The organism is Burkholderia sp. IT-111MI5 (assembly GCF_949752865.1).
In the GTDB taxonomy this organism is placed as follows: Bacteria; Pseudomonadota; Gammaproteobacteria; order Burkholderiales; family Burkholderiaceae; genus Burkholderia; species Burkholderia pyrrocinia_C.
Genome location: NZ_CATKIF010000011.1, coordinates 278,698 through 302,902, shown reverse-complemented (window position 1 = coordinate 302,902; position 24,205 = coordinate 278,698). Strand labels below are relative to the sequence as shown.

The window sequence follows — 24,205 nt, the reverse complement described above, 5'->3', positions numbered from 1 at the left end:
CGCGGCGCGCCATGCGCGCCGCTTCCCCAATACAACGGCCCCGGAGGCTGAATGGTCACCCTCAACATCAACGGCGAGAACCGCACGGTCGACGCCCCCGACGACATGCCCTTGCTCTGGGTGCTGCGCGACGTCGTGGGCCTCACCGGCACGAAGTTCGGCTGCGGAATCGCGCAATGCGGCGCGTGCACCGTGCATCTCGACGGCGTCGCCGCGCGCTCGTGCGTGCTGCCGGTCGCGGCCGTCGCGGGCCGCAGGATCACGACGATCGAAGCTGTCGGCGCGACGCCGGCCGGCCACAAGGTCCAGCAGGCGTGGCGCGAGCTCGACGTCGTCCAGTGCGGCTACTGCCAGTCGGGGCAGGTGATGGCGGCCACCGCGCTGATCGCATCGAACCCGAACCCGAGCGACGCCGACATCGACGCGGCGATGGCCGGCAACATCTGCCGCTGCGGCACGTACAACCGGATTCGCGCGGCGGTCAAGCAAGCCGCCAAGGGAGCGTGACATGTCGCGAGGACTGATCGAAGCAGGCAAGGCCGCCGGGCAAGCGGCCGGCGCCGGCGTGTCGCGCCGCGGGTTTCTCAAGCTCGGCATGTCGCTCGGCGCGGCGGCGGGCGGCGGCTTGCTGCTCGGCTTCAGCCTGCCGGCGGCGGGCGACGACACGCGCCGTTCGGTGATCGGCGGCGACGGCGATGAAACCGCGCGCGCCGGCGTGTTCGCGCCGAATGCGTTCGTGCAGATCGACCGCGGCGGCAAGGTCACGCTGGTGATGCCGAAGGTCGAGATGGGGCAGGGCGTCTATACGGCGCTGCCGATGCTGATCGCCGAGGAACTCGAAGTGCCGCTGTCGAGCGTGACGCTCGATCATGCGCCGCCGAACGAGAAGCTGTTCCTCGATCCGCTGCTCGGCGGCCAGCTCACCGGCGGCTCGACGTCGGTGCGCTACGCATGGGAACCGCTGCGCCGCGCGGGCGCAACCGCGCGCACGCTGCTGGTCGCGGCGGCCGCGAAGCAATGGAATGTCGATCCGGCATCCTGTCGCGCCGCGAACGGCGAAGTGCAGCATCCTTCGAGCGGCCGGCGCGCATCGTACGGCCAGTTGGCCGACGCCGCGGCGAAGCTGCCGGTGCCGAAGGACGTCGCGTTGAAGAAGCCGGAGGATTTCAAGCTGATCGGCACGCCCGCGAAGCGGCTCGATTCGCCGGAGAAGGTCGACGGCACCGCGCAGTTCGGGCTCGACGTGCGCCTGCCCGGCATGCTGTACGCGGTGATCGTGAACAGCCCGGTGTTCGGCGGCACGGTTGCAAGCGTCGACGACACGGCCGCGAAGAAGATCCCCGGCGTGCGCCAGGTCGTGCGCGCGGACAACGCGGTCGCGGTAGTCGGCGATCACACGTGGGCCGCGAAGCGCGGCGCGTCGGCGCTCGTCGTGAAGTGGAACGAAGGCGCGGACGCGAAGGTGTCGACGAAGGACATCGTCGCCGATCTCGCGCAGGCCGCCGCGAACGGCAAGGGCGCGGTCGCGCGCAAGGACGGCGACGTCGGCAAGGCGTTCGCGAACGCGAAGACGCGCATCGACGCCGTCTACGAACAGCCGTTCCTGGCGCACGCGACGATGGAGCCCGTGAACTGCACGGTGCACGTGCGCGGCGACGGCTGCGAAATCTGGGTCGGCACGCAGGTGCCGACGCGGGCGCGCGATACGGTGCAGCAGCTCACGGGCCTGCCGCCCGACAAGATCGTCGTGCACAACCACCTGCTCGGCGGCGGCTTCGGCCGGCGTCTCGAGACGGACATGATCGGCCAGGCGGTGAAGATCGCCAAACAGGTCGGCGCGCCGGTGAAGGTGGTCTGGACGCGCGAGGAGGACATCCAGCACGACATGTATCGCCCGTACTACTACGACAAGATCTCGGCGGGCCTCGACGCGAACGGCAAGCCGGTCGCGTGGCAGCACCGGATCGTCGGCTCGTCGATTCTCGCGCGCTTCGCGCCGCCCGCGTTCAAGGACGGCGTCGATCCCGACGCGGTGGAGGTCGCAACCGACCTGCCATACGACCTGCCGAACCAGTTGATCGACTACGTGCGGCAGGAGCCGCGCCACGTGCCGACCGCGTTCTGGCGCGGCGTCGGGCCGACGCGCAGCACCTTCGTCGTCGAAAGCTTCATCGACGAACTGGCCGCGCAGGCCAAGACCGACCCCGTGCAATACCGCCGCTCACTGCTCGGCAAGACGCCGCGCGCGCTCAACGTGCTCGACGTCGCGACCAAGGCGGCCGGCTGGGGGCCGTCGCTGCCGAAGGGGCAAGGGCGCGGCGTGTCGGTGATGCACGCGTTCGGCAGCTTCTTCTCGATCGTCATCGACGTCGCGGTGGACGACGGCGAGGTGCAGGTCAAGCGCGTCGTGTGCGCGGTGGACTGCGGGATGTTCGTCAATCCGAACACGATCGAGGCGCAGGTGCAGGGCGGCATCATCTTCGGGATCACGGGCGCGCTGTACGGCGAGATCACGATCGAGGACGGCCGCGTCGTGCAGAGCAATTTCACCGACTACCGGATGATGCGAATCAACGAGACACCGCCGATCGAAGTCCATCTGGTGAAGAGCGGCGAAGCGCCGGGCGGGATCGGCGAACCGGGCACGGCCGCGACCGCGGCGGCGCTGTCGAACGCGATCTTCGCGGCAACCGGCAAGCGGCTGCGCAAGCTGCCGGTCGGCAACCAGCTGAAGACGGCCTGAGGGGGAGACGAACATGCGAAACCTCACCCTGAACACGCTCGGTGCATCGCTGCTCGCACTGTCCGCGCTGCTGGCCGGCACGGCCGCCTACGCTGCGCAGGCGGCACCGGCCGACAGCGCGCTCGTCGCGCGCGGCGCGTATCTCGCGAAAGCCGGCGATTGCGTCGCATGCCATACCGCGCCGCGCGGCACACCGTTCGCGGGCGGCCTGAAGATGGCCACGCCGATGGGCGCGATCTACACGACCAACATCACGCCCGATCCGGACACGGGCATTGGCGGCTATACGGAAGCCGATTTCGAGAGCGCGTTGCGTAAGGGCGTCGCGAAGGACGGCCGTCACCTGTATCCGGCGATGCCGTATCCGTCGTACGCGAAGCTGAAGGACGACGACGTGAAGGCGCTGTACGCGTACTTCATGCACGGCGTCGAACCGGTGAAGCAGGCGAACCGGCCGTCCGACATCCCGTGGCCGCTCAACATGCGCTGGCCGCTCGCGCTGTGGAACGCGGTGTTCCTCGACACGACGCCATACGCCGACAAGCCGGGCAAGGATGCGGCGTGGAACCGCGGCGCATATCTCGTGCAGGGGCTCGGACACTGCGGGTCGTGCCACACGCCGCGCGGTGTCGGCTTCCAGGAGAAGGCGCTCGACGAAGGCGGCACGGCGTTCCTGTCGGGCGCGGCGATCGACAACTGGTTCGCGTCGAACCTGACCGGCGAGCACAACACGGGGCTCGGCCGCTGGAACGAGGCCGACGTCGCGCAGTTCCTGAAGACCGGCGCGAACCGGCACGCGACCGCGTTCGGCTCGATGGTGAGCGTGATCAACCACAGCACGCAGGCGCTGAGCGACGACGATCTGGCCGCGATTTCCCGCTACCTGAAATCGCTGCCGGCCGCGGGCGGCACGGGCGCGCCGCCATACAGCTACGATCCGAAGCCGACGCAGGTGGTGCTGGGCCGGCCGGCAGCCGACCCGGGCGCGAAGGTGTATAACGCTTACTGCCTGCATTGCCACGGCGCGGACGGGCGCGGTTACGCGCCGCTGCTCGCGCCGCTCGCCGGCAATCCGAACGTGCTCGAAACCGACGCATCGTCACTGATCAACGTGACACTGAACGGCAGCGACACGCTCGTGATCGACGGCGTGCCTTCCGCGTATCCGATGCCGGCGTTCTCGAACCAGTTGAACGATCGGCAGATCGCCGACGTGCTGACGTTCATGCGCGCCGGCTGGAACAACGGCGCGCCGGCCGTGCAGGCGGCGGACGTTGCGAAACTCCGCAAGGCGACGGCGGCCGCGCACTGAGCGCGGCCCCATGCGGGACGACGGCAGGCCGGTGTGCCTGCCGTCTGCACCGCCGGGTGGTTGCCAGCCCCGGCGGCTTTGCTCTTTCTGTCAACCGGCGCGCGGCCGCTCGCGGCAGCGCGCGTTTTATCGACGCAATGTAGGGGTGTCTGGATGGCTAACGTGACTTATACGGATACGCAACTGCTGATCGACGGCGAGTGGGTCGACGCCGCGAGCGGCAAGACGATCGACGTCGTGAACCCGGCGACCGGCAACACGATCGGCAAGGTGGCCCACGCGGGCATCGCCGATCTCGACCGCGCGCTCGCCGCCGCGCAGCGCGGCTTCGAAACGTGGCGCAAGGTGCCCGCGCACGAACGCGCGGCGACGATGCGCAAGGCGGCCGCGCTGGTGCGCGAGCGCGCCGACGCGATCGCTCGGTTGATGACGCAGGAACAGGGCAAGCCGCTCACCGAGGCACGCGTCGAAGTGCTGTCGGCGGCCGACATCATCGAATGGTTCGCGGACGAAGGCCGCCGCGTGTACGGCCGGATCGTGCCGCCGCGCAATCTCGGCGCGCAGCAGACGGTCGTGAAGGAGCCGGTCGGCCCGGTCGCCGCGTTCACGCCGTGGAATTTCCCGGTCAACCAGGTCGTGCGCAAGCTGAGCGCCGCGCTCGCGACCGGCTGCTCGTTCCTCGTGAAGGCGCCGGAGGAAACCCCCGCATCGCCGGCCGCGCTGCTGCGCGCGTTCGTCGACGCAGGCGTGCCGGCCGGCGTGATCGGCCTCGTGTACGGCGATCCGGCTGAAATCTCGTCGTACCTGATCCCGCACCCGGTGATCCGCAAGGTCACGTTCACGGGTTCGACGCCGGTCGGCAAGCAGCTCGCCGCGCTGGCTGGCCAGCACATGAAGCGCGCGACGATGGAGCTGGGCGGGCACGCACCGGTGATCGTCGCCGAGGACGCCGACGTCGCCCTCGCGGTGAAGGCCGCCGGCGGCGCGAAGTTCCGCAACGCGGGGCAGGTGTGCATTTCGCCGACGCGCTTCCTCGTGCACAACAGCATCCGTGACGCGTTCACGCGCGCGCTGGTCAAGCACGCCGAAGGGCTGAAGATCGGCAACGGCCTCGAGGAAGGCACGACGCTCGGCGCGCTCGCGAACCCGCGCCGGCTGACCGCGATGGCGTCGGTGGTCGAGAACGCGCGCAAGGTCGGCGCGAGCATCGAGACGGGCGGCGAGCGGATCGGCTCGGCAGGCAACTTCTTCGCACCGACCGTGATCGCGAACGTGCCGCTCGAAGCGGACGTGTTCAACAACGAGCCGTTCGGCCCGGTCGCGGCGATTCGCGGCTTCGACAAGCTCGAGGACGCGATCGCGGAAGCGAACCGTCTGCCGTTCGGGCTGGCCGGCTACGCGTTCACGCGTTCGTTCGCGAACGTGCACCTGCTCACGCAGCGCCTCGAAGTCGGGATGCTGTGGATCAACCAGCCGGCCACGCCGTGGCCGGAAATGCCGTTCGGCGGCGTGAAGGACTCGGGCTACGGGTCGGAAGGCGGGCCGGAAGCGCTCGAGCCGTATCTCGTGACGAAGTCGGTGACGGTGATGGCGGTCTGACAACCGGTTGAGCGTAGCGAGGCCGCCGCTTCCGCGTATGGGGGCGGCGGCCTTTTCTTGGCGCGTTGAGCGCGGCGAATCTCAGCGGGCCGGCAGAATGCCCTCGAAGACGCCTTTCACTGCGTCCTGCTCGCCGGGGTTCAGATCTCCGTAGGTTCGCGGAACCGCGCCGCATTGGGCGACCTCCGCGCTTGCGACCTTTCCTTTCGCGACTGCCCATTCGGCCGACAGATTGCCTTCGAATATCATGCCGAAGCGGCTATTGGCACCTGCCGCCTGGCCCCAGCCGTTCACCATCATCGCTTCCTGCGCTCCGCCCCACGCGATCGGGTGCTTGCCGTTCTGCGACTCGCCGCGGTTCTGGCAGGACCCGGCATCCGGCACGCAGTGGCCCCCGATGATTTGCTCCGGCGTGGCCTTCTTCACGTCGGCCAGGTCCATCAGCATGTAGTTCTCGAGATTGACCAGATAGTCGCGATTGCTTTCAGCGATCAGGATCGCCGCCATCGCGTTGCCGAGCGCCTGATCGTTCGCGGCGGTTCCGCTCAGGCCGCCCGAGTAAACCGTCTTCATCGCGTTGAGCAGGTCCGCCTGCTTCCTGTCTTTGGTGGCCCTGGCAAACATCGTCGGGTAGTCGCTGGCGAAACACGTGCTCGGGTTCCCGTACGCGCGTCCCCAGAAGTGAATGTAGTTCGAGTATTGCCCGCCGCCGCACTGGCGATAATAAATGGCCTGGTTCATCGAGAAGAACTGACTCTGGCCTCCTGTTCCCGCGCATTGATAGGCTGCGAGACGCAGGAACTTCAACGGGCTCACGACATTGCCGAAGTAGTTGCGGGGGCCGGGACCCTCTGCAGGAAGGTGATCGTTCGCCCCGTCGCAACGTTTCGGGTCGGGCGGGGGCGTTACCGGCGTCAACGACGTATTCCCGGCGGCGGTGACTCGCGCGTTCGCGACCTTGAGCGCGGCGTCGCGCAATACATCCGACGTCACGTAGAGCGGCCCTCCGCGCATGCCGACGGCATAGCAGGCCGTCGCCCCCTGCGCCTGCGTGGCGAAAGAAAGTGCGGCGGCAAACGAACACGCGGCGATCCCCAGGGTGCCGCCGATAAGTTTACGATCGATATCCATGAACGGGCTCCAGTGATTTCGTGGATGGGAGAGGGCCCACGAGCGGGCATGCGTCAACGACAAGCAGGCACACGCAGACGGCCTATGGGCCGAAAGCGCTGCCCGACATCATCGGGCGAAGGACACAGGAGGAAGGGACGTTCGGGGCGAGCGGTTGTGACCTGCACGGGGAGCGGAGGGGCGCTGTGCGTCAGTCACGCCCGAGCGGCATCACGGGCCGCCGGTCCATTGGCTATTCTCTGATCGATACGAGTATCGGGATTTTCACGGACGACAACGCGCGCGTAATGGAGAAATGACGATTGCGCCATAGGCTCTTCAACTGCCTCGCCCACAAAAATGCGGACAGGTTCGAATCCAGATCACGGAGTGATCGTTGCCTCGTCCACGACGATCACGTAGCGACCGCCATCCGAGCAGGTTACGGCGATCGTGCGGGTATCGTGCTTGTCTTCCGGCATGCGGGCGCCAATGACATTCATTCTCGCTTCTTGATTGAGCAGTGAGGAAATTCGTGTAGAACCCGGCACGAGGAACAGGGAAAAATATCGTCCGTAATCCCTGTCGAATGGGGGCGACGGCCCTTCAATAGTAGATTCCAGTTCCCAACGCGCATTCAACACCTGTCTGACGCACTTCCAGCCAATCCGTGCGGAACAACGACCGGCTCGAGTGGGACAATCCTGAACGCGCGACACGGTTTGAAGCCCATCTTTTTAAAGCGACGGGAAATGACTTTTCAGCCATCGCGGGCGAAACCGTGCAGTCGCCACACCGAGCGCGCCGTTGGCACCGATGATCGTCGGGGTTCCTTTGTTTGTCGTGACGAGCAACGTCCGCGGTGAAGCAAACCCGGACCAGTCGAGTGACTGTCATTGCGGGGGGGCGGTCCATCGCCTAATCTCCGATCAGTACGAATATCAGGATTTCACGGACGGCAAAGGCGCCTGTAATAGAAGAACGGAAAATGCGCCATACGAAACGGGGATCATGCTGACAGAACTTGCAACAATCACCGAGCGACGCCATCTGATTGAAACAGTCTGCCTGTGATTCGGCGATCGGCTTGAATTGAGCGATCGGCAAACGATCGATACAGCTTTCAGGCACCCAGGTCAGAACCTGGCACTTTCAACAAACAAAGAAAAAGAGCAGAGGGGCGCAGTTCAGGCATTAACCACCATTACGGAGATATCTTCATGGCCAACTCGATAGCGAATCAATTCGTCGATTGGGGTTCGGAATTTCACAATCCGCCGTGGCAAGCGAACGACAGCATCGCGATTGCCCCCGGCGTGACAACCGTATTCGATCTGCTGACGGCCGACGGCGTGTCGCCCGCTCTCAACCCGCAATCGCAGGGTTCAGGCGCGAGCCTGTTCATTACGGCCTTGGGTGGAGTAGAGGCCAACCAGGGCGGCAACGGCTACTGGTGGGTGTATTTCGTCAACGGCCGGATGCCCGACGTCTCATGTGCGGTCTACACGCTGCAACCCGGCGATAGCGTGGCCTGGGACTACAAGCACTACTCGAGCGGCTTGAAGCAGGCGGTTCATCCGCCGCTGGCTTGACGGTCGTCGCGCGATCCATGCGACGCGGCCGGCATCGGCCCCTTCAATGCCGGCCGCTCCCCCGATAGCTCTCCACTTCCGCGTCGTACGCCGCCAGAAACGCCTTGCCGAACACCGACGCGAAATCGTCCTCGATCGCGAACACCGTATCGCGATGGGTCGCCGCGTAGCGATCCCACATCCGCGCCTTGTACAGCGCGGGCACGCGCTTCTCGTACCAGCGCATCGCATCGTCGCGTTCGCGCAGCCGTTGCGGCGAAAAGCGCGTCAGCAGATCCATCAGCGCGGCTCGCATGCCGGCGACCATGCCGATCTGGTGCGCGTGCAGATCCTGGAACGCATCGCTGACCGCGCTCTGCGGCGACATGAAGCCCGGCAGCGGCAGCCCGAACATCTGCCGCAGCACCGCGCCGCCGTCCGGCAGCAGCTTCAGCGGGTTGTTCTCGCGATCGAGCAGCATCGTCATGTGCGCCTTCACCTCGCGCTTCAGGATGCTGCGCGACGACAGCAGCTCGACCGTGCCGTTCGCGAACAGCGCCAGCAACTGGCCCGCGATGTAGAGCTGTTCGGCCGACCATTGATGCGATTCGGCGGCCGTATCGAGCCCCGCACCTTCGAAGAACGCGTTCAGCAATTCGTCGGGTGTCGGTGGCGCCGGCGCACGCGCGGCCTGCGGCGCCGGTTCGTCGGCCGGACGCACGTCGGCGCGCGCGGCCGCCGGCTGCACGCGCACGTGCTGCGTCCACTCGGGTGCGTGGTCCGCCTGCGTCGCGGACGACGACGCCTCGCGATCCGCATTGCGTCGATCGGCCGACGGCGCCGTGCCCGCCGCGCCGATATCGCCGGACGACTGCGCGAACAGGTCGAGCGGATCGGTCGATAGCTGATCCAGGTCGCGCTGCGACGGCGCGGATGGCATGGCGTGCCGTGCGGCACGGTTCGCCGGCTGCGCCGCATCGGCGCGGGCAGGACCGCCCGGCCCGGCGCCGGCATCCGCCGCCTTGCCGCGCGGGGCGAGACGATCCTGGAGCAGCGCCCACAGCCGGTTGCCGGCGCCTTTCGTGTCGTCGCGCGAGGGCGAGGGGGGCGGCGAAGGCGGCGCCGATCCGGCCGCCTCCGGCGCGCCGCGCCTGTCGACGTGCACGCCGCCGGTATCGGGCGCCATGTCGATGACCGGCGCGTCGCTGCCGTCGTCGCGTTCGGCCCGCAGCACGTACGGCCCGATGCGGATGATGTCGCCGGTGTTGAGCGGGCGTTCCTGCGCATAACCGACCGGCTCGCGATTCACCTCGATCGTCGACACGCTGCTCAGGTTCTTCAGCAGGCACGCGTCGTCGCCGACCTGCAGCAGCGCCTGCAGCCGCGAAATCTGCCGCGTGTCGTCGCGCAGCACCAGATGGTTGTCGCTGGCCCGACCGATGGTGCCGCCCGGCGGGTGAAACACGACGGCTTCGCAGGAGTCGTTTTCGACCGGTTCGCCGGCATGTTCGATCACGATCAGTTGCATGTCATACGTCGCTCGGTGGATGAAGCGCTCGCGTGGAAACCGGTTCGTTCAGGATGACGACGCATGTCTGCGGCGCGCGAACTCGAACGCGGGCCCCCAGACCGGATGCCCCTTCTCGGCGGCGGACAAGTCGAAGCGCGGGTTGAGGTCGAGAATCTTCGAGAATTCGGCGCGGCACTGCGCGACGCGATTCGTCACGCAATAGCTGAACGCGAGGAGCTTGTGCGCGGCGACCTGCGTGTCGGTGTCGGCACCGTCAATCTCCTTCGCGCGGCTCAGCAGCGCGATCGTGCGCCCGTAGTCGCCGGCGGCGTACGCGGCGCGCGCGCTGTCGACCGTCGCATGCGCGGCCGACCGGGTCGGCGACGTGCCGCACCCGCCGGCCCCCAGCAACAAGGCGCCGAGGAAAATAACGAGCAATGAACGGCCTTTCATTTTTGAAATGAAAATTCGGCGTAATTGGAAGATGTGAAAGGTGGCACACAAGCGCTGTTGGATTCTAGTGCCAATCATCGGCATCGATGCCGCTGTTACGTTTTGTTTCAACTGGACGATCCGATTCCATTTAAATCGAAAAATAGACTACGAACTTCAGCACTTGTTAATCCTAAAAAACGACCTATAGTTCGCTGTGTTTTTCGGATTCGTCAGTTGTTTTATCAGCGCTCGGCAATGCACGAAAAACCGGACCGTCCGTTCGGGCGGCACGAACAGCCTGGCACACCATCAGTGTCGCGAGCATCCCTTGCCCGGCGGCCGGCTGGCTTGCGCCCCACGCCCATCCGACAGGTGTCCATGCAATAGAACCGGGCCGCCACGGCGAACCGGTCGGGTAAGTTTTTTCGATTAATAACCAATCTCAATTCAATTACCTTTCACCTCGACAATTCAACTTTCATAAATCCAGGATGATTTGCCCCGGTTTTTACGATAAGAATTTGCCGGAAAAAATTTCAGCGGAAGGATATGCCAAACACATAATTACCGGTCAATTAATTGTCCCTTTTTAATCCGATCAACCGGTTTCGAACTCGGCAACCGGCGGATGGCTATTGGGTGGCGAGGGTGGAATATGCAATGGCGGTCGAGCAGTTTCATCGTATGGGGATGCGTATTGCTGTTTCCGGGGTGCGGCGCGACGGAGCACGCAGCCGCGGTGCCGTATGCGATCACGGTCGACGTTGCGCCGGACGTCAACCCTGACATGAATCGCAAGCCTTCGCCGATCGTGCTGAAGGTGTTCCAGCTTCGCGCGGCGTCGGCGTTCGACAGCGCGGATTTCTTCTCGCTGCAGGACAAGCCCGGGAACGTACTCGGCGCGGATCTGCTCGGCACCGACCGCGTGATCCTGCGGCCGGGCGAATCGCGCACGCTGCACTATCGCGGCAACGTCGAGGCCGGCGCGATCGGTGTCGTCGCCGAATACCGGATGCTCGAAAAGAACCGCTGGCGGCTGACGGTGCCGCTGCCGCGCGCGAAGCAGCTCAACCTCTACAAGTTCTGGCAGACGTCGCCGGGCGAGCTGAAGCTGTCGATCGCGGTCCGGAACGGCGGCATCGCACTGAACGACGCGCAGGGGCGCCCATGACCGAACCGACGATGTCCGCGACGCCGGTCGCGGCCCTCCGCCAGCGCGTGGTATGGACCGAGGGGATGTTCCTGCGGCCGCAGCATTTCCAGCAGCTCGAGCGGCACTGGGAACGCTACGTCGCGCTGCGCTGCCTGCCGCTGCAAGGGTTCTACTGGGGCTTCGATACGCTGGAAATCGATCGCGAGCAGCTCGCGCTCGGCAAGGTCGCGCTGCGCGCCGCGTCGGGCGTGATGCGCGACGGTACGCCGTTCGACCTGTCGCATCCGGACGATCTGCCCGAACCGCTCGACGTACCGGCCGACGCGAAGGATCAGCTCGTCGTGCTTGCGCTGCCGCTGTGGCGCGGCGGCGGCGAGGAGGTGTCGTTCGGTGCGGGTACAGCAAACGGTAGCAATGGCGCAAACGGCAACACCGACGTCTCGCGCTACGTCGTGCGCGAATACGAAGTGGCCGATGCGAACGCGGTCGCGCTCGGCCCCGCGCTGCTGCAGACGGGGCGCCTGAACGTGCGGCTGATGCTCGAAGCCGAGCTGACCGGCGACTGGCACGCGCTCGGCGTCGCACGGGTCGTCGAGCGGCGCACCGACGCGCGGCTGCTCGTCGACGACGGCTACATTCCGCCGCGGCTCGTCGCGCAGCGCGATGCCGTGCTGCTGGCGTATGCGCGCGAGCTGCACGGGCTGCTCACGCAGCGCAGCGAGGCGCTCGCGGAACGGCTGTCGGAGCCGGGGCGCGGCGGCGTGTCGGAAGTCGCGGACTTCCTGCTGCTGCAGCTCGTGAACCGTTATCTCGCACTGACCTGGCATGCGCAGCAGCACGTGTCGACGCATCCGGAAGCGCTGTTCTGCGACTGGCTGAAGCTCGCATGCGACCTGAGCACGTTCACGGCGGCCGGCCGGCGCCCGCAGTCGCTCGCGGTCTACGTGCACGACGACCTGCGCACGAGCTTCGCGGAACTGATGACGGAACTGCGCCGGTCGCTGTCGACGGTGCTCGAACAGAACGCAATCCAGATCGAGCTGCGCGACGCGGGCAACGGCATCCGGGTCGCGACGCTGGCCGACCCGGCGCTGCGCGACACGGCCGGCTTCGTGCTGGCGGTGCGCGCGGACGTGCCGGCCGACAGCCTGCGCGCGCGCTTTCCCGCGCAGGCGAAGCTCGGGCCGGTCGAGCGGATTCGCGATCTGGTGCAGTTGCAACTGCCGGGCATCACGATGCGCCAGTTGCCGGTCGCACCGCGGCAGATCCCGTATCACGCGGGTCATACGTACTTCGAGATCGACAAGGGCAGCGACCTGTGGAAGCAACTGGCGCGCTCCGGCGGTCTCGCATTTCATTTCGCCGGCGAATTCCCTGGGCTCTCGATGGAGTTCTGGGCGATCCGCGGGTGAGGGCGGGCATCGCGATGAATAGTTCTTCCGATTCGATCGCCACCGGCGCAGGCGCGGGCGGCTTTGTGCCGCCGAATCCGGGCGGCATGCATCCGGCCGCCGCCTCCGGTACCTCCGGCGCGGCCGGGCCGACGGCCACGCAGCCGCGGCCCGGCCGCTGGGCCGCGAGCGGCACGAACCCGCTCGTCGCGGCCGCGAACCCGTTGCTCAACCTCGTGCCGCAGATCCGCTCGACCGTCCATCATCCGAACCCGGCGTGGCTGCGCGAGCATCTCGTCGTCGAGATCCGGCAGTTCGAGGCGCGCGCACAGGAAGCCGGCGTGCCGTCCGAGGCGATCATCGGCGCGCGCTACTGCCTGTGCACGGCGCTCGACGAAGCCGCTGCGCTGACGCCGTGGGGCGGCAGCGTATGGTCGTCGCACAGCCTGCTGGTGTCGTTCCACAACGAAACATGGGGCGGCGAGAAGTTCTTCCACCTGCTCGAACGCCTGTCACAGCAGCCGCGCCAGCATCTCGACCTGCTCGAGCTGCTGTATTTCTGTCTCGCGCTCGGCTTCGAGGGCCGCTATCGCGTGCTCGACAACGGCCACGCGCAGCTCGACGGGCTGCGCCGCCAGCTCGCGCAGACGATCCGTTCGGTGCGCGGCGAATTCGATCCCGCGCTGTCGCCGCACTGGCGCGACGTCGTCACGCGCGACGTCGCGCGCCGCTTCGTCGTGCCGCTGTGGGTGTGCGTGGCGCTCGCGCTGCTGATCGGCTTCGGCGTGTTCGTCGGGCTGCGCATCGCGCTTGCCGGGCATTCGGATCAACTGTTCGCGTCGATCGACGCGCTGCACGTGCCGAAGCTGCAGCCCGCGCAGGCGCCGCCGCGTCCGGCGCCCGCGCCGCGCATCGCGAAGTTCCTGGCACCCGAGATCGCGGCCGGCCTCGTGTCGGTGCGCGACGACGCCGATCGCAGCGTGATCGTGCTGCGCGGCGACGGGCTGTTCAAGTCCGGCTCGACGTCGGTGATCGACCGCTACGTGCCGGTGCTCGCGCGCGTCGCCGATGCGCTGAACAAGGTGCCCGGCAACGTGCGCGTGACCGGCTACACCGACGATACGCCCGTGCATACCGCGCGCTTCGCGTCGAACTGGGACCTGTCGCGCGAACGCGCGGAGGCCGTGCGCAGCATGATCGCCTCGCGGCTCGACCATCCGGAACGGCTCGCTGCGGAAGGGTGCGGCACGCTCGATCCGGTCGCGCCGAACGATTCGCCGGCGAACCGCGCGCTGAACCGGCGCGTCGAGATCACGCTGCTGCCGGCGCCCGGCAGCGCCGCCGTCGGCGCGACGCAGGGGGCCAACTAATATGAACCAGGCTGTCGCGCGTTTCGTCCGGCCGTTGCCGTCGCGGGAGATCTGGACCTTCGCCGGTCTCGTCGTGCTCGCGTGCTTCGTGTGGCTCGCGGGCCCGCTGTTCGCGTTCGCCGAGATCCGGCCACTCGAAAGCGGCTGGGCGCGCGGGCTGACGATCGCGGTACTGTTCGCCGCGTGGGGTGCGCGCGTCGCGTGGCGAAGCTGGCGTGCCGGTCGCCTCAATGCGCAGTTGCTGAACCAGCTTCGCGAGGCCGTGCCGCGGCCGGCCACCGCAGACGATCCGGCGAAGGCGCAGCTCGACGAATTGCGCAGTCGCTTCGACGAAGCCGCAACGCTGCTGAAGAAGGTCCGCTTCGGGCAAGCCGATGCCGTGCGCAAGGGCCTGCCGCGCTGGTTCGACCGGATGTCGCGCCAGTATCTGTATCAATTACCGTGGTACGTGTTCATCGGCGCGCCGGGCTCGGGCAAGACGACCGCGCTCGTGAATTCCGGGCTCAGCTTTCCGCTCGCCGAGCAGTTCGGCCGCGCGGCAATTCGCGGCGTGGGCGGCACGCGGCACTGCGACTGGTGGTTCACGAACGACGCGGTGCTGATCGACACGGCCGGCCGCTACACGACGCACGAAGGCAACCGCGCGCTCGACGAAGCCGAGTGGAAAGGCTTCGTCGACCTGCTGAAGAAATACCGCACGCGCCAGCCGCTGAACGGCGCGATGCTGACGATCAGCGTGGCCGACCTGCTCGGCGCGTCGGAAGCGGAACGCACGCAGCACGCGATGGTGCTGCGCAAGCGGCTGCTCGAACTGCGCGCGCAGCTCGGCATCCGTTTTCCCGTGTACCTGCTCGTGACGAAGGCCGACCTGCTCGCGGGTTTCGCCGAGTATTTCGGCAGCTACGGCCGCGCGGAATGCGCTCAAGTGTGGGGCTTCACGTTCCAGCTCGCGCAGAGCGAGGCGCCCGGCTTCGACCTGCGCGCGGCATTCGACCGTGAATACCGGCTGCTGCACCAGCGGCTGAACGACGGGCTGCCCGAACTGCTCGCCGCGCAAACCGATGCGCGCCAGCGCGAGATGACCTACCTGCTGCCGCAGCAGATCGCCGACCTGCAGGACATGCTCGGCCAGTTCGTCGCCGAGGTGTTTTCCGTATCGAGCTTCGAGCCGATGCCGATGCTGCGCGGCGTCTACCTGACGAGCGGCACGCAGGAGGGCACCGCGTTCGATCGCGTGATGAGCGGCATCAAGCGCTTCCTGAAGATCGAGGGCGTGCCGCCGGTCGCGCAGGTCGGCTCGACCGGGCGCAGTTTCTTCCTGAAGTCGCTGCTGCAGGAGCACATCTTCCGCGAAGCCGCGCTCGCCGGCAGCGACCTGCGCTGGCATCAGAAGCGGCGTGTGCTGCGGATAGCCGGCTACGCGCTGCTTGCGCTCGCATGCGTGGCCGTGCTGGTCGCGTGGCTGCGCAGCTATTCGAACAATCGCACGTATCTCGACCAGATCGCCGCGCGCGTACCGGCCGTCGATTCACGGATCGCCGGCGCGAAATTCTCCGACGCGTCCGACATCGCGCGGCTGCTGCCCGTGCTCGACGCGCTCGGCGGGCTCGCGAATGCGGGCGGCGTCGACTTGCAGCATCCGCCGCTCGCATATCGGTGGGGGCTGTTCCAGGGCGAGAAGATCGACGAAGCCGTCGATGCCGTGTACCGGCGCGCGCTCGACGACGTGCTGCTGCCGATCGCCGCGAGCCGGATGGAAGCCGCGCTGCGCGACGCGCGGCCCGACGAAACCGACTACGCGTATGCGGCGCTGAAGGCGTACCTGATGCTGTACGACAGCGCGCACTACGATCCCGCATTCGTGCAGGCCGTCGTCGATCTGGAAATGGAGCGCTCGCTGCCGCCCGATTTCTCGCCGGCCGAACGGTCCGCGCTGCGCGCGCATCTCGCCGCACTGTTCGGCAACCGCGTCGCGGTGTCGCCGTATCCGATGAACGAGCGGCTCGTGGCCGACGTGCGCGACCGGCTGCGACAGGTGCCGTTCTCGCAGCGGCTGTACCGGCAGCTCACGCGCACGCTGCGCCCGGCGACGTCCGCGTTCGACTTCAGCGTCGCGCGTGCGGTCGGCCCCGACGCGTCGCTGGTGTTCCGGCGCCAGAGCGGCAAGCCGCTGTCGGAAGCAGTGCCGGGCCTCTATACGCGCAACGGCTATCGCAACGTGTTCGCGCCGCGCCTGGCCGGCGAGGTCGAAGCATACGGGCGCGAAGAGGTATGGGTGCTGAACCTCGGATTGTCGGAGATCCCCGGGCCGAACGACGCGGCCGCGTGGGCGCGCGACATCCGCCAGCTCTACCTGAACGACTACCTGAAGATCTGGGACGACTATCTTGCCGACATCAAGCTGCAACGCACCGCAACGCTCGCGCAGAGCATCCAGGTGGCGCGTGCGCTGTCGTCGGCCGATTCGCCGCTCACGCGGCTGATGGTCGCGCTCGCGCGCGATACGGCGCTCGGCGATGCGCCGGGCGGCGCGCGCAATCTGGCGGCGCGTGCGCAGGACAAGGTCGACGAGGCGCGCAGTTCGCTGTCGCAGATCTTCGCGGGCCAGGCCAGCGACGCGAATCCGTCCGCGGCGGCGCCCGCGAGCCCCGAGCAGATCGTCGACAGCCACTTCGCCGGCTTGCGCGCGTTCGCGCCGGGCAGCGGCGACCAGGCGCAGGGATTCGACGCGGTGCTGAAGTCGATCGACGCGCTGTACACGTACCTGACGGCCACCGACGATGCGCTGCGCAGCGGTGCGCAACCGCCGCCGTCCGACGCGCCCGCGCGGCTGCGCGCGCAGGCCGGCCGCCTGCCGACGCCGTTCCGCGAAGTGCTCGACGACCTGTCGAACGTCGCGAACGGCAGCGTCGCGACCGTCGAGCAGCGCAGCGTCGCGCTGCGGGCCGGCGCGAATGTCGGCGACTTCTGCCGGCAGGCGATCGCGGGCCGCTATCCGTTCGCGCGCGGATCGTCGCGCGACGTCGCACCGGCGGATTTCGCGCAGATGTTCGCGCCGGGCGGCCTGATGGACGATTTCTTCCAGAAGAACCTGCAGTCGATCGTCGATACGACGTCGCACCCGTGGCGCTTCGCGAACCGCAATGCGGACGCCGACCCGTCGGCGGCCGCGATGCTCGCGTCGTTCGAGAAGGCCGCGGTGATCCGCGACGCGTATTTCGGCGGCGGGGCGCGCACCGCGCAGTTGAAGGTGCAGATCCAGCCGCTCGAAATGGACCCGTCGATCACGGAGATGGTGCTCGACGTCGACGGGCAGATCGTCCGCTACGCGCACGGCCCGCTCGTGCAGAGCGCGGTGGACTGGCCGGGCCCGCGCGGCAGCAACCAGGTGCGGCTGCAGGTGTCGGCGCAGGCCGGCGCGGCCGACGGCTTCACGACCGGCGGGCCGTGGGCGCTGCACCGGCTGTTCGACCGCGCGGCCGTGTCGGCCGGGCGCGGCTCGGACCAGATGATTGCGCGCTTCACGGTCGACGGCAAACCGATCGTGCTGCAGGTGAATGCGGGCAGCGTCCGCAACCCGTTCAGGCTGGCCCAGATGGAGTCCTTTACATGCCCTCCGAAGCCATGAGCCCCACACCGCCGCTCGCGCGCGCCGCCGGCGACGCGCCGGCCTGGTACGGGAAGATTCCCGGCGCCGGCGACTTCGTGAACAGCCGGCTGCCGCATGCGCTCGCGCTGTGGTGGGAACGCTGGCTCCAGCAGGGGATGGCCGCGATGCGCCAGCGCGGCGCGGACGAGATCGAGCGCCATTACACGGTCGCGCCGGTATGGAATTTCCTGATCCCGACGGGCGCCGGCGCGTCGTGCGTGCAGCCGGGCTGCCTCGCGCCGAGCTGCGACCGCGTGGGGCGCTACTACCCGGTGATCGTCACGCTGCCGATGCGCGCGGCCGATTACTGGAACGGGCTGCCGGACACCGCCGACGCGTTCTACTGGCAGGTCGGCCATGCGCTGCTCGACGCGATCCGCCATGCGCGCGCGCCGGGCGATCTCGAACGGACACTGGAACGCGTGCGGCTCGTGCCGGGCGGCGGCAGGCATGCGGAACGCGTCGACGGCATGCCGGCGACGCTGCCGGAGCAGCCGGCGCCGGCCGCGTGGCCGGGGCTGTCCGGCTATTTCGATCCGCACGGCGGCACCAGCTTCTGGTGGACCAACCGCGCCGACGGATCGCCGCTGCGCACGCATGCGCATACGGGCACGCCCGACAACGCGCTGTTCCTGACGCTGTTCGGCGGCGGCTAGCGGCCCGGCCGACGGTCTGCGGGTTGCCGCCGGGAGCGACGGGCAGAAGGCACACGGTTTCAAGAGGTGGACATGAAGGACGCTGGATCGAGAGACAACGAGTACGACACGGCGACACGCGGCGACGCATCCGAATTCACGGTGCGGCCGCTGCCGCTCGGCCATCGCCTCGGTGAGCTGCAGCTCGACGAGGTGCTGGGGATCGGCGGTTTCGGGATCGTCTATCGCGCGTTCGACCGCACGTTGCGGCGCGCGGTCGCGATCAAGGAGTACATGCCGTCGATGCTCGCGACGCGCGGCGGCGACTACACGGTGTCGCTACGTTCCGAGCGGTTCGCGCAGGCGTTCGACGCAGGGCGCGGCGCGTTCCTCAACGAGGCGCGCCTGCTCGCGCAATTCGATCATCCGGGGCTCGTCAAGGTCCTGCACTTCTGGGAAAGCCACGGCACCGCGTACATGGTGATGCCGTTCTACGAGGGGCGCACGCTCAAGCAGCTGCTCGACGGCGGCATGCGGATCAGCGAGACGCAACTGCGCACCATCGTCGGCGCGCTGCTCGGCGCGCTCGACACGCTGCATCGCGCGCAGTGCTTCCATCGCGACGTGGCGCTCGACAACGTGCTGATCCGCCCGAACGGGAGCGCGATCCTGCTCGACTTCGGCGCGGCGCGCAAACGGATCGGCGATCTCGTCGACGACGGCGCGATGATGATCAAGCCCGGCTACGCGCCGATCGAGCAGTACACCGACGATCCGGCGTTCAGCCAGGGGCCATGGACCGATCTCTATGCGCTCGGCGCGGTGATGCACGCGATGATTACCGGCGAACTGCCGCCCGCGGCCGTCGTGCGCAGCATCAAGGACACGTACCGGCCGCTCGCGTCGCGCGAGTTGCCGGCCGGCGAGGTGTACAGCCCGGCGTTTCTCGCGGCCGTCGATCATGCGCTGCAGCTGCGGATTCCGGATCGGCCGGAATCGGTTGCGGCGTTCGCGGCGGAGCTCGGGTTGCGGGACTTCGACCGGACGGGTGCCGGGTATGGCGCGGGGGTCGTGTCGCCGGTGGGGGACGCGGGCAGCGGCGGGGAGGGGAAGGGCGAGGCGTCGGCGGGTGCCGCTGCGTCGGGCATCGCGTCGGCTGCTGCTGGTGCTGCTGCTGCGATCGGCGAGGGCGGGACGGCTTCGGGCAAGGTTGCGTCGGATGTGCAGTCGTCAACGCCTGAGCGTCAGGACGATGTGTCGGCACCGACGAACACCGCATCTGCTTCGCCTGCCGAGTCCGGCGCCAAGCCGGAGGCCGGCGCGCCTTCAGCATCGAAGGCGGCTGCAGAGGGCGCCACGATTGCGGCGACGAGCGCGCTGGCATCGTCGGCCTCGCATGCTTCACAGCCGGCGGAGAAGCCGGTTGAATCCGGTGCGCCGAACGGAAACGCCGAGCGTGCAAAGGAGCCGGCCTCCGCAAGAACCGATACGCACCACGAAGCAGATACACGATCCACGAGTGCCGACGCAGACATCGGCAAGCACAGCGCAGCGGATTCCGGGAACACGAACGGGAACGGGAACACGTACGCGTCTGCCGGCGCCGCCGATACGACCGCACCGCATCCCGCTGCATCGCCATCGAGCCGGGCATCCGCGCCGTCCGGTACCCAACGCAGCCCCTTATTCGCAGGATCGCGCCGCCGCATACCGGCCTACGTCGGCGGAGCGCTCGTCGCACTGATCGCCGTCGGCCTCGCCGCAAACTATCTGTCGCGTCCCGCGCGCGTCGCCGACGAGGCCGCACCGGGCGCGAGCCAGCCGCAGGCCGGCACGTCGTCGCCCGCCAGTACGCCGGACACCACGCTGGCCCAGCACGGACCGACGCCGATCGTCGTGCCGCCGTCGAGCCTGCCGGCCGGATCGTCGGCGCAGGTTCCGCCGCCGCCAGTTGCCGCCGCGCCGGCCAGCACACCGGCCGTCGACGCCGCCGCAACCGCACCGCAGGTCGCGACCACCGTCACGAACCCGGCCCCGTCGCAATCCGGCTCCAGCTCGACCATCGCGCCCGCCGGCAGTCTCGACACGTCGGAGCGCGTCGTCAGCGTGTCGCCGTCGGAAGCGGCCGCATCACCGGCGGCGACGCCCGCCCCGGCGCCGAAGCCGCCGTCGGAAGCCGATACGGCCGTCGCCGCCGTGAACGTGCTGCCTGCCGAGCAGCGCCCGCCGAAGGCGCAGGAAACCGTCCAGGTGCGCTTCAACGTGCGGCCGTGGGGCGACGTGTACGTGAACGGCGCGCGGCGCGGCGCGAGCCCGCCGCTGCGTTCCGTGTCGCTGACGCCGGGCGTCTACCAGATCGAGATCCGCAACGGCTCGCTGCCGCCGTTGCACCGCACCGTGGCGGTCGATTTCGGCAGCAAACCGATCAACATCGACTATGCATTCGAATGACATCAGCCAGGCGGCACTCGCCGCCGCCGTGCTTTCCCCTGGGTCGCCTGTTCTGCCGGCGCCGTCGCCGCGCGCCGACCTGATCGGCCGGCTGCTCGCGGACGTCGCGCCCGATGCGCCGTGCGGCGCGAACCTCGAATACGACGCCGAGTTCCTGCAGTTGCAGGAGCGCGCGACGCCGCGCGCCGAGCAGCAGTACGGCGACACCGTGATCCCGGCCGAGGCGCCCGACTGGGGCGCGGTCGAGCGGCTCGCGCTGGCGCTGTCCGCACGCACGAAGGACCTGCGCGTCGTCGCACACCTCGCGCGCAGCTGGATCGAGCAACACGGCATGCCCGGCTATGCGGACGCGCTCGCGGTCGTCGCGATCCTGCTCGAGCGCCGCTGGGACGATCTGCATCCAAGGCTCGACGCCGACGGCGAACCGGACCCGACACCGCGGATGAACGCGCTCGCCGACGTGGCCGGCGCGCACGACTGCGCACGTGCGGCGCGCCGCCAGCCGCTGTTCGACGGCGGCCCGAGCGTGCGCGATGCCGAACGGCTGCTCGACGGCCGCGACGAAGCCGGTGGCCGCGCGAGCCTGATTGCCGCGCTGTCGGCCGTGCGCGGCGACGGCACGACGCCGCTCGACGCCGCGCGCGCCGCGCTGCAAGCGCTGGACACGATCCGCGCGTGCGTGATCGACAAGCTCGGCCGCGAGTGGGCGCCCGATGCAGGCGATGCGGAGAAGGCGTTGCAACGGATCGTGCGCGAAGTGCCGGTGCCCGAATCGCAACCGGGCGCGCCGGATGGCGCAGGCTCCACGCTGCAGGCCGTATCCGGTGACGCATCGCAGGCCGGCGTCACACCCGTTGCGCCCGCGGCGATGCCGAGCGCACATGCATGGCGCGATGCCGAGCTAACGAGCCGCGACGACGTACGGCTCGGCCTCGACAAGATGTGCCGCTATTTCGAGCTGCACGAGCCGAGCCATCCGGCGCCGCTGCTGCTGCGGCGTGCGCAGCGGCTGCTCGCACTCGACTTCTACGAAATCATCCGCGATCTCGCGCCGGAGAGCCTGCCGAAACTGGACCTGCTGAGCGGCGAGCGAAGCGAATGAAACGAACGAACTAAGGAAGCCGCCGCGCGGGCGGCGGCAACGTACTGAGCAACCTGATCGACGTGAAGGAGTGGACGATGACTGACAGAACCAAGGCAGCGGGCAGCGGACAGAAGTTCATCGCGCGCAATCGGGCGCCGCGCGTGCAGATCGAATACGACGTCGAGACCTACGGCGCCGAGCGCAAGGTGCAGTTGCCGTTCGTGATGGGCGTGATTTCCGACCTGGCTGGCAAGCGCGCCGAGCCGCTGCCGGACCTGCCGGAGCGCAAGTTTCTCGAGATCGACGTCGACAACTTCGACGAGCGGATGAAGTCGGTCGCGCCGCGCGTCGCGTTCCAGGTGCCGAACACGCTGACGGGCGAAGGGATGCTCAACGTCGACATGACGTTCGAGCAGATCGACGATTTCTCGCCGGCCGCGATCGCGCGCAACGTCGACGCGCTGCGCCGGCTGCTGGAAGCGCGCACCGAGCTGTCGAACCTGCTGTCGTACATGGACGGCAAGCACGGCGCCGAACAACTGATCGAGCGCGCGATCAACGATCCCGACCTGCTGAAGACGCTCGTGCGCAATCCGCACGAATCCGCGCAGCGCGGCGATGCGACCCAACCGGAGGCCCGCGATGAATGACCCCGTCCAAACCCGCGCCGACACGCGCGACGCCGCGCAGCCGGCCGTCGCGCACGACGAGTTCGCCGCGCTGCTGCAAAAGGAATTCAAGCCGAAGACGGCCGAGGCGCGCGAATCGGTGGAGCGCGCGGTGCGCACGCTCGCGCAGCAGGCGCTCGAACATACGGTCGGCATGACGACCGACGCGTACGGCAGCGTGAAGCAGATCATCGCGGAGATCGACCGGAAGCTGTCCGACCAGATCAACCAGATCCTGCATCACGACGAGTTCCAGACGCTCGAAGGCGCGTGGCGCGGCCTGCATTATCTCGTCACGCATACCGAGACCGACGAGCTGCTGAAGATCAAGGCGCTGCCGGCGTCGCGCAACGAGGTCGCGCGGATGCTGAAGCGCTACAAGGGCGTCGCGTGGGACCAGAGCCCACTGTTCCGCAAGATCTACGAGGAAGAGTACGGGCAGTTCGGCGGCGAGCCGTTCGGCTGCCTCGTCGGCGATTTCCATTTCAACCACAGCCCGCCCGACGTCGAGATGCTCGGCGAGCTGTCGAAGATCGCGGCGGCCGCGCACGCGCCGTTCATCGCCGGCGCGTCGCCGGAGCTGATGCAGATGGATTCGTGGCAGGAGCTGTCGAACCCGCGCGACCTGACGAAGATCTTCCAGAACACCGAATACGCGGCGTGGCGCAGCCTGCGGCAGTCGGAGGATTCGCGCTACGTCGGCCTCGCGATGCCGCGTTTTCTTGCGCGGCTGCCGTACGGCGCGCGCACCAATCCGGTCGACGAATTCGACTTCGAGGAAGACACCGACGCCGCGAACCACGACCGCTACACGTGGGCAAACTCGGCATACGCGATGGCCGCGAACATCAACCGCTCGTTCAAGCAGTACGGCTGGTGTTCGTCGATCCGCGGCGTCGAATCGGGCGGGGCGGTCGAAGGGCTGCCGAGCCATACGTTTCCGACCGACGACGGCGGCGTCGACCAGAAGTGCCCGACCGAGATCGCGATCAGCGACCGCCGCGAGGCCGAGCTCGCGAAGAACGGCTTCATGCCGTTCGTACACCGGAAGAACTCCGATTTCGCGGCGTTCATCGGCGCGCAGTCGCTGTACCAGCCGGCCGAATACCACGATCCCGACGCGACCGCAAACGCACGGCTGTCCGGCCGCCTGCCGTACCTGTTCGCGTGCTGCCGCTTCGCGCATTACCTGAAGTGCATCGTGCGCGACAAGATCGGCTCGTTCCGCGAGCGCGACGACATGGAGCGCTGGCTGAACGACTGGATCATGAACTACGTCGACGGCGACCCCGTGAACTCGTCGCAGGAAACCAAGGCGCGCAAGCCGCTCGCGGCCGCGCAGGTGGTCGTCGACGAGGTCGAGGACAACCCCGGCTACTACACGTCGAAATTCTTCCTGCGACCGCACTACCAGCTCGAAGGGCTCACCGTGTCGTTGCGGCTGATCTCGCGGCTGCCGACCGCGAAAGCGGCGAACGAATGAGTTGCAACACGGCATTCAACCTGACCTCGAACCGAAACGGA

18 protein-coding genes are annotated in these 24,205 nt (G+C 68.0%); 15 read left to right on the top strand and 3 right to left on the bottom strand.

The annotated features are described in order from the left end of the window. Nucleotides 1–51: 51 nt before the first annotated feature. The 4 genes from ACM6JT_RS09565 to ACM6JT_RS09550 all read left to right on the top strand — a co-directional run bounded on the left by ACM6JT_RS09565 (nucleotide 52) and on the right by ACM6JT_RS09550 (nucleotide 5,654). On the top strand, nucleotides 52–507 hold the full coding sequence (locus ACM6JT_RS09565; protein ID WP_034179524.1) for a (2Fe-2S)-binding protein: 456 nt from the start codon (nucleotides 52–54) through the stop codon (nucleotides 505–507). A gap of 1 nt (nucleotide 508) precedes the next feature. After that, the gene (locus tag ACM6JT_RS09560) at nucleotides 509–2,743 is read left to right on the top strand and encodes a xanthine dehydrogenase family protein molybdopterin-binding subunit (RefSeq protein ID WP_034179523.1); all 2,235 of its coding nucleotides are present in this window, start codon (nucleotides 509–511) and stop codon (nucleotides 2,741–2,743) included. A 13-nt stretch (nucleotides 2,744–2,756) separates the two neighbouring features. Further along, nucleotides 2,757–4,055 carry a c-type cytochrome gene (locus tag ACM6JT_RS09555; protein ID WP_414856356.1) on the top strand — a complete coding sequence of 433 codons (1,299 nt, stop codon included), beginning with the start codon at nucleotides 2,757–2,759 and terminating at the stop codon, nucleotides 4,053–4,055. Nucleotides 4,056–4,208: 153 nt separating this feature from the next. Then, nucleotides 4,209–5,654 carry an NAD-dependent succinate-semialdehyde dehydrogenase gene (locus ACM6JT_RS09550; RefSeq protein WP_414856355.1) on the top strand — a complete coding sequence of 482 codons (1,446 nt, stop codon included), beginning with the start codon at nucleotides 4,209–4,211 and terminating at the stop codon, nucleotides 5,652–5,654. Nucleotides 5,655–5,735: 81 nt separating this feature from the next. On the opposite strand, the gene ACM6JT_RS09545 is transcribed toward ACM6JT_RS09550, so the two are convergent. Further along, nucleotides 5,736–6,785, bottom strand: coding sequence for a hypothetical protein (locus ACM6JT_RS09545; RefSeq protein ID WP_414856354.1), 1,050 nt, complete (start codon nucleotides 6,783–6,785; stop codon nucleotides 5,736–5,738). A gap of 786 nt (nucleotides 6,786–7,571) precedes the next feature. Here ACM6JT_RS09545 and ACM6JT_RS09540 point away from each other — a divergent pair. Beyond that, nucleotides 7,572–7,838, top strand: a complete 267-nt coding sequence (locus ACM6JT_RS09540) for a hypothetical protein (RefSeq protein ID WP_414856353.1) — start codon at nucleotides 7,572–7,574, stop codon at nucleotides 7,836–7,838. A 146-nt stretch (nucleotides 7,839–7,984) separates the two neighbouring features. Further along, nucleotides 7,985–8,356 carry a DUF4430 domain-containing protein gene (locus ACM6JT_RS09535; RefSeq protein ID WP_105393402.1) on the top strand — a complete coding sequence of 124 codons (372 nt, stop codon included), beginning with the start codon at nucleotides 7,985–7,987 and terminating at the stop codon, nucleotides 8,354–8,356. A 43-nt stretch (nucleotides 8,357–8,399) separates the two neighbouring features. On the opposite strand, the gene tagH is transcribed toward ACM6JT_RS09535, so the two are convergent. After that, entirely contained in the window at nucleotides 8,400–9,863 is a 1,464-nt protein-coding gene (tagH, locus tag ACM6JT_RS09530; RefSeq protein ID WP_414856352.1) for a type VI secretion system-associated FHA domain protein TagH, read from the bottom strand. Nucleotides 9,864–9,911: 48 nt separating this feature from the next. Continuing rightward, nucleotides 9,912–10,298, bottom strand: coding sequence for a TssQ family T6SS-associated lipoprotein (locus ACM6JT_RS09525; protein ID WP_034179517.1), 387 nt, complete (start codon nucleotides 10,296–10,298; stop codon nucleotides 9,912–9,914). 637 nt (nucleotides 10,299–10,935) lie between these two features. Here ACM6JT_RS09525 and tssJ point away from each other — a divergent pair. The 9 genes from tssJ (at nucleotide 10,936) to tssC (ending at nucleotide 24,164) form a co-directional block, all read left to right on the top strand. Continuing rightward, nucleotides 10,936–11,451, top strand: a complete 516-nt coding sequence (gene tssJ, locus ACM6JT_RS09520) for a type VI secretion system lipoprotein TssJ (RefSeq protein ID WP_034179516.1) — start codon at nucleotides 10,936–10,938, stop codon at nucleotides 11,449–11,451. Beyond that, nucleotides 11,448–12,845, top strand: coding sequence for a type VI secretion system baseplate subunit TssK (gene tssK / locus ACM6JT_RS09515; RefSeq protein ID WP_414856351.1), 1,398 nt, complete (start codon nucleotides 11,448–11,450; stop codon nucleotides 12,843–12,845). The genes tssJ and tssK overlap by 4 nt, the downstream gene beginning before the upstream one ends. A gap of 14 nt (nucleotides 12,846–12,859) precedes the next feature. Then, nucleotides 12,860–14,194, top strand: coding sequence for a DotU family type VI secretion system protein (locus tag ACM6JT_RS09510; protein ID WP_414856350.1), 1,335 nt, complete (start codon nucleotides 12,860–12,862; stop codon nucleotides 14,192–14,194). Nucleotide 14,195: 1 nt separating this feature from the next. Then, nucleotides 14,196–17,822, top strand: coding sequence for a type VI secretion system membrane subunit TssM (tssM, locus tag ACM6JT_RS09505; protein WP_414856349.1), 3,627 nt, complete (start codon nucleotides 14,196–14,198; stop codon nucleotides 17,820–17,822). Next, nucleotides 17,819–18,499, top strand: coding sequence for a type VI secretion system-associated protein TagF (gene tagF, locus ACM6JT_RS09500; RefSeq protein WP_034179512.1), 681 nt, complete (start codon nucleotides 17,819–17,821; stop codon nucleotides 18,497–18,499). Before tssM ends, tagF begins: the two co-directional genes overlap by 4 nt. A 72-nt stretch (nucleotides 18,500–18,571) precedes the next feature. Then, nucleotides 18,572–20,929, top strand: a complete 2,358-nt coding sequence (locus tag ACM6JT_RS09495) for a serine/threonine protein kinase (protein WP_414856348.1) — start codon at nucleotides 18,572–18,574, stop codon at nucleotides 20,927–20,929. Further along, a complete protein-coding gene (tssA, locus tag ACM6JT_RS09490) occupies nucleotides 20,916–22,031 on the top strand; it encodes a type VI secretion system protein TssA (RefSeq protein ID WP_414856347.1) in 1,116 nt (371 codons plus the stop codon). Before ACM6JT_RS09495 ends, tssA begins: the two co-directional genes overlap by 14 nt. A gap of 77 nt (nucleotides 22,032–22,108) precedes the next feature. Further along, the gene (gene tssB / locus ACM6JT_RS09485) at nucleotides 22,109–22,663 is read left to right on the top strand and encodes a type VI secretion system contractile sheath small subunit (protein ID WP_034179510.1); all 555 of its coding nucleotides are present in this window, start codon (nucleotides 22,109–22,111) and stop codon (nucleotides 22,661–22,663) included. Then, on the top strand, nucleotides 22,656–24,164 hold the full coding sequence (gene tssC / locus ACM6JT_RS09480) for a type VI secretion system contractile sheath large subunit (protein ID WP_414856346.1): 1,509 nt from the start codon (nucleotides 22,656–22,658) through the stop codon (nucleotides 24,162–24,164). Before tssB ends, tssC begins: the two co-directional genes overlap by 8 nt. Nucleotides 24,165–24,205: the final 41 nt, after the last annotated feature.

Excerpts from the sequence above, each read along its gene's own strand:
- ACM6JT_RS09525 (WP_034179517.1), bottom strand. The coding sequence starts at position 10,298 with ATGAAAGGCCGTTCATTGCTCGTTATTTTCCTCGGCGCCTTGTTGCTG.
- ACM6JT_RS09555 (WP_414856356.1), top strand. The coding sequence starts at position 2,757 with ATGCGAAACCTCACCCTGAACACGCTCGGTGCATCGCTGCTCGCACTG.
- ACM6JT_RS09565 (WP_034179524.1), top strand. The coding sequence starts at position 52 with ATGGTCACCCTCAACATCAACGGCGAGAACCGCACGGTCGACGCCCCC.
- tssC (WP_414856346.1), top strand. The coding sequence starts at position 22,656 with ATGAATGACCCCGTCCAAACCCGCGCCGACACGCGCGACGCCGCGCAG.
- tagF (WP_034179512.1), top strand. The coding sequence starts at position 17,819 with ATGAGCCCCACACCGCCGCTCGCGCGCGCCGCCGGCGACGCGCCGGCC.
- tssB (WP_034179510.1), top strand. The coding sequence starts at position 22,109 with ATGACTGACAGAACCAAGGCAGCGGGCAGCGGACAGAAGTTCATCGCG.
- tssK (WP_414856351.1), top strand. The coding sequence starts at position 11,448 with ATGACCGAACCGACGATGTCCGCGACGCCGGTCGCGGCCCTCCGCCAG.
- ACM6JT_RS09535 (WP_105393402.1), top strand. The coding sequence starts at position 7,985 with ATGGCCAACTCGATAGCGAATCAATTCGTCGATTGGGGTTCGGAATTT.
- tssM (WP_414856349.1), top strand. The coding sequence starts at position 14,196 with ATGAACCAGGCTGTCGCGCGTTTCGTCCGGCCGTTGCCGTCGCGGGAG.
- ACM6JT_RS09560 (WP_034179523.1), top strand. The coding sequence starts at position 509 with ATGTCGCGAGGACTGATCGAAGCAGGCAAGGCCGCCGGGCAAGCGGCC.
- ACM6JT_RS09510 (WP_414856350.1), top strand. The coding sequence starts at position 12,860 with ATGAATAGTTCTTCCGATTCGATCGCCACCGGCGCAGGCGCGGGCGGC.
- ACM6JT_RS09495 (WP_414856348.1), top strand. The coding sequence starts at position 18,572 with ATGAAGGACGCTGGATCGAGAGACAACGAGTACGACACGGCGACACGC.
- ACM6JT_RS09550 (WP_414856355.1), top strand. The coding sequence starts at position 4,209 with ATGGCTAACGTGACTTATACGGATACGCAACTGCTGATCGACGGCGAG.
- tssA (WP_414856347.1), top strand. The coding sequence starts at position 20,916 with ATGCATTCGAATGACATCAGCCAGGCGGCACTCGCCGCCGCCGTGCTT.
- tssJ (WP_034179516.1), top strand. The coding sequence starts at position 10,936 with ATGCAATGGCGGTCGAGCAGTTTCATCGTATGGGGATGCGTATTGCTG.
- tagH (WP_414856352.1), bottom strand. The coding sequence starts at position 9,863 with ATGCAACTGATCGTGATCGAACATGCCGGCGAACCGGTCGAAAACGAC.
- ACM6JT_RS09545 (WP_414856354.1), bottom strand. The coding sequence starts at position 6,785 with ATGGATATCGATCGTAAACTTATCGGCGGCACCCTGGGGATCGCCGCG.